This is a genomic window from Succinivibrio sp., from assembly GCF_045124615.1.
Taxonomy (GTDB): domain Bacteria; phylum Pseudomonadota; class Gammaproteobacteria; order Enterobacterales; family Succinivibrionaceae; genus Succinivibrio; species Succinivibrio faecicola.
In genome coordinates this window covers 1-5,435 of the sequence record NZ_JBGVMC010000226.1, presented here as the reverse complement: position 1 = coordinate 5,435, position 5,435 = coordinate 1, and the positions used below count along the sequence as shown (strand labels likewise).

Sequence of the window (5,435 nt, the reverse complement as noted above, 5' to 3'; positions counted from 1 at the left end):
CTATCAAGATTAAGGTTTCAAGTTCAGATACGAAACGCTAATAACACTGTTGCAGTTTTTACTGCAACAGTTCTTTTTCAAAAGCATCTAATTCCTGTTGTTCTTTTTCTTTCAAAGAAGTTTCTTCTTTTTCTGAAACTGTTTCAGGCTCTTGGTGTTTCTCACTTTCTGTTGTTTCATTAGCAATTGTCATTGCATCACTGCTAGCACTATCTTCGCTTAGTTGTATGTTATCTTCTAATACTGTGCTAGTAGATGGTTTTTCAATAATATTCTCTTTTTTCTTTTCTTGTGTAACTTTTTGTTCTATCTCTTCTTCTTTTTGCTTAGGTAGGAGCACTAGTCCTGTTCTGATCTCATCTCTTTTTAGAGCTTTCAGAGTATATACAGGAGCATCTTTATTTCCTGTAATGTGAAGAGCAGAGATATTTCCTTTTGTAAATGTTCTTAAAAGAGCATGTAAATTTAACTTCTCTGATAAAAGATCATACTCACCATAGGTTTTTACAGAAGATGATGTCAGCTCACTTTTTCCATTAACTTTTGCAATTCCATTATCAATTTCCAGACTGACTGCAAGTTTATACAGTCCACAGTCGCTTTCTTTTAATGCCTCTATGAGTTCATCTTCTGTAAATGTATAAGATCCTTCTTTGCCTCCGTTGAGAAGATCAAGTCCAAAACCAGAAATAAAGAATTGCTTACTTTCTATGTTGATTTTTCCTCTTAGACGAAGAATAAGATTTTCCTTTCTAAGATATTCATTTGTAATTCCTGTGTAACTATGGGCACTTGTTAATTTTGAAATACTGTCTTGTGTATTCATTTCAAGCTTTAAATTAACCTTGCCGTTTACAAGTCTCTTGATTAAATCAGAATTCAACTCAGTAACATCAAATTCATTGGCATTAAATCTTGCAGTAAGAGAATTGTTCTTACTGTTATAGTTGTAGATTCCTGATGCAGATGAGTTATTAAAGGTTATATTCTCAAGATTAAACAGAGTATTATCACCAGAGATTTTGCTTTTTAGTTTCAGCTCTTTAAAAAACAGATCTCTGTAATAACCACTATTCAATACTATGGTAAATATGCCATTTGAAATATAATTCTTGTCTTTTGAATTAAAGGAAATGCCTCTGCCGTTTAAATTGAAATTTTTTACGGTAAGTGGGAAATCATCAATATTTGATACAAATTCGACATTACTTATATTTAGATTTTCAATTTTTGTATTAAGTTTAAACGCAGATGAATGAATGGAGTTTAGAAGATTATCAGTAAGGTCAATACGACCATTGTTTAATGTGATCTTATCGACAAGTAAGTTATACTCATCACTTTCGTTATTCTTTTTGTACTTACACCAAAGTTCAAAATCTGTATTGATGTATTTTCCATGAATTTTTACTGTAATGTTGTTCTTATCAACTCTTGCACTTACTGCATTGCTGTCAGTGCTTAATCCCATCTTAGGTTTAGATATTTCTCCTGCTCTTCCATTAAATATAAAACCTAAGGTATCATTCTTGATTTCAAGATTGGAGATTTTTCCATTTAGCTGACCAAAATAAACGTCTGAAGCAGGAATAGCAAGTACTGAATTTGCAACAGATACAACTGGAGCTTTGATAGCGTATTTGTTTGCAAGCTGTTTATGATCTTTTAAAATGACGTTTTTTATATTCAGTGACTGGAATGTGATTTCATCAGTATGCTTATTTATTGTGAAGCTACCGTTAACAATTCCTCCGTAAATCTTTGTAGAGAAATTTTCAATTCTGCTGCAATCAGTCTCCTCACTTACCTTTGCATATAGATCTTTTATTTCATATCCATCGATAGTTCCTTTTTTTACTTGAACTGTTCCGCTTGTAAAAGCAAGCTGTCCTTTCTGATTTACAGAAACATTATCTAAATTTGCAGTTGCGTTTTCAGCTACTAGAGCAGAAAGTGTTAAAGGAGAATCAACTAGTTCTAGCTTATTAATTTCAAAGTTTAAAAAACCAAAACGCTCGGCCTCTATATGGTTAAGGTCGGCCTCATCAATCTGTGCATTTTTCAGATAAAGATATTTAAACTCTAGATTATCTGACTTTATCAAGCTTCTAAGATCGAATTCTGCGTATATCTCGTCAATGTGGGATTTGTTTACGGTAATATCTTTAATTTTTATGATATTCGGATACAGAGGAGAGAATTCAATCTCTTTACAATTGATTGATAGTGATGTTCTCTCTTTTAAAAAGCTTATGAGTGGGGCTTTGATATTTTCTCCATTAAAGTAAAGAATAAATCCCACGAATAGTATCAGTAAAACAAGAAAACCACCCACGAGATATTTGAGAAATCCCGAGCGTTTCTTTTTGTTCTTTATCAGAGCAAGGTTTGATCTTAGTGCCATAAGCAAAATTCTTATAAATTGAAGTTTTTAAACCATCTTGCGATGAGTTTTTTTACTTTTTCAATGTCGTTTTCAATTAAATCACAAGCAACAGATCTTGCTTCATTAATTAGTTCAAAGTCTCGTCTTACATCTACTAACTTGAATATATCAAAACCACTTTGTCTCTGACCGATTACATCACCAGGACCTCTAAGTTTTAAATCTTCTGTTGCGATAACAAAGCCATCTGTTGTTTCTCGCATGATCTGTAATCTTTTAACAGCTGTTTCATTATCAGTACAATCTTCCTTGTCATAAAGAAGAACACAGCTTGAATCAAGACTTCCTCTGCCAACACGACCTCTTAGCTGATGAAGCTGAGCAAGACCAAAACGATTAGCCTTTTCAATAATTATGATGTTGGCATTTGGAACGTCAACGCCAACCTCAATAATAGATGTAGCAACTAGGACAGAAATATTTCCATCAAGGAAACCCTGCATTACACTGTCTTTTTCATCAGAACTCATCTGTCCGTGTAGAAGGCCTACTTTATAACCTTTGATTTTGTTTTTTAGTTCATTGAAACATGTAATTACTGACTCATCGTTATCTTCAGTAGCTTCAATATTAGGACATACCCAGTAAACCTGATTGCCATTTTTAAGAGTTTCATTGAGTCTTGATATTACAAAATCTCTTTTTTCGTTGGACATTACAACGGTTTTTATAGGTTTTCTTCCTATTGGAACTGTTGTAATTGTGCTTACGTCCAAATCAGAGAATAGAGCTAACTGCAGTGTTCTTGGAATAGGTGTTGCTGTCATTACAAGCTGATGCAGTGTCTTACCTAAAGGTGCTTTCTTCAGGAGTGCTACCCTCTGATCAATTCCAAAGCGGTGCTGTTCATCAATAACTGAGAAAACAAGTTCTTTATATTCTACTTCAGGCTGGAATAAGCTATGGGTTCCTACAATAATCAAAGCTTTTCCTGAACGTATTTTTTCAAGGGCTTCTGCTCTTTGTTTTGCCTTAAGAGAACCTGTAAGAAGAATAGTTTCTATATTAAGGAGCGCTGTGAATTTTAAAATTGTGTTGTAATGCTGTTTTGCTAATATCTCCGTTGGTGCTAGCAGAACACTTTGTTTTTGGTTGTTAGCACAGATAAGCATAGACATAACAGCAACAAGCGTTTTTCCTGAACCTACATCGCCGTGTAAAAGGCGAAGCATTGGTTTTTCATGGCTTAGATCATCAGCTATCTGAGAAAACACCTTCATCTGATCAGGTGTTAATGAAAAAGGTAGTGACTTTATAAATTGATTTATAAAATCGGTATTTATTTGTAATTTATAAGCAGTCTTCGTCTCGTTTTTCTTTTTCAGACAAATAAGAGTGAGCTGATATGCAACAAGCTCCTCAAAGCAGAGTCTTTTGAAACTTTGTGTATTCTGCAGGATAAATTTAGCAGTGCTGTCTTTTTGTGCCACTGGATAATGGGCATTGTATAAAGCTTCATTAAATGAAATCTTAAAAGGGTTGTGCTTATTGTCTAGTAATTCTTCAAAAGGGAAGTTTTGCATTGTCTCAAGCGTTGAATGAATTACTTTTTTAATTACAGCCTGAGGTGTTTTTTCTACAGCATGATATACAGGAGACAGTCTATCCTCTAGCTGTATAATTTCAGACTCATTCAGTCTGGTCATGTTTGGCTGTACGATATTTTTATTTGACGTAAAGTCATTGAATTTGACACAACCAAATACTAGATATCGGCCTCCTACCTGAAACTGTTTTGTGAAATTTACTGGTAGGTTAAAGAATACAGCTTCTAAATAGCCAGTTTCATCTTGCAATCCGAGTTTGAAAATTCTGCTTCTTGAACTTGTCATATTGTTTACTCTGACAATATGAGCATCAATAAGCGAGTATGATCCATCTATTTTGGCATCAGCTATCTTGGTAAGTTTTGTCTTATCAAGATATCTAAAAGGAAGATCTAAAAGAAGATCAAAAAGAGTAAAAATACCCTTTTTGTAGAAACTGTGAACATAACGAGGTCCTAATCCCTTTATTGTAGAGATATCTGATGTATGAAATTTACTATCATTATCTAGGACCATATGCTCGTTTGCTTTCTATAATAACTGCTTAATAAATATAGAAGCTTTGAATCTTTTAACCTTCTTGAGTAGTCTTTGAATTTCCTCAGGGTAGCTTTCAAAGGAATCAAGATCATCTACTCCATTGATTGCAGCGGTATGTTTTAACAAGAACTGTTGTTCATGAACAAATTTTTCCTGCAATAAATGGTTTGGATCAGAAATAATAATTCCGTTTTCAAGATCAAGTCCCCAAGCTCTTGGATTTAGGTTATTACCTGTAATAAGAGCAAAAGAGTTATCTACAAACATTCCCTTTACGTGATAGGTGTTGTCACCATCAGTCCAGAGTCTGACTCTCAGATTACCAGATTCTATGTATTTACGATTTTTTTCAACAAAAGCCTTAAGATTCTGTTCATATATATAAGGAACAGCTCCCACTGGTGAGAATTTTTCACCTTCACGGATGAAAAAGTCGTTAGCTCTTTTATCACCAACTACAAGTGTAACCTGAATATCCCTTTGAAGAGCATCTTCAACCGCTTTTGAGAGAACCTTTGGAAGGTTGAAATATGGTGTGCAGATAAATAGTTTTTCCTTTGCAGCACCGATAAGCCATTGAACAGATTTATTCAGCTGATTTCCTCTTTTGCCAAGACCTGCAATAGGAGTTAAACCAACCTGATCTCCGTGTAGTTTTTCGTTTTTAATCTGATACTGTGTTACAGCAAGATGATTTCTAAGCTTTTTGATTTCATCTCTTATCTCTTTTGCTGATTTTACCTGTCCTTGAGAGAAATCTTGTACAGCAAGATTGTTATGGAAAGCTGTTGTTGCATAGTTGCACATTGCATCAGCAAGAGACTTTAATTTGATTTCATGGTATCTGTCTAAACGATATCTTCCGTTTTCACCCATATAGACATCGTTAATGCTTGCACCTG

At 34.1% G+C, this 5,435-nt stretch carries 3 protein-coding genes; all 3 read right to left on the bottom strand.

All coding sequences use genetic code 11. From position 1 onward, the window contains the following. Positions 1 to 58: 58 nt before the first annotated feature. The gene (locus ACJML3_RS05970; RefSeq protein WP_406021490.1) at positions 59 to 2,404 is read right to left on the bottom strand and encodes a hypothetical protein; all 2,346 of its coding nucleotides are present in this window, start codon (positions 2,402 to 2,404) and stop codon (positions 59 to 61) included. An 11-nt stretch (positions 2,405 to 2,415) separates the two neighbouring features. Then, positions 2,416 to 4,509, bottom strand: coding sequence for an ATP-dependent DNA helicase RecG (locus tag ACJML3_RS05965; protein ID WP_406021488.1), 2,094 nt, complete (start codon positions 4,507 to 4,509; stop codon positions 2,416 to 2,418). Positions 4,510 to 4,524: 15 nt separating this feature from the next. Continuing rightward, on the bottom strand, positions 4,525 to 5,435 hold a 911-nt coding region (gene pssA, locus ACJML3_RS05960; RefSeq protein WP_406021486.1), incomplete at its 5' end, for a CDP-diacylglycerol--serine O-phosphatidyltransferase.

Excerpts from the sequence above, each read along its gene's own strand:
- ACJML3_RS05965 (WP_406021488.1), bottom strand. The coding sequence starts at position 4,509 with ATGGTCCTAGATAATGATAGTAAATTTCATACATCAGATATCTCTACA.
- ACJML3_RS05970 (WP_406021490.1), bottom strand. The coding sequence starts at position 2,404 with ATGGCACTAAGATCAAACCTTGCTCTGATAAAGAACAAAAAGAAACGC.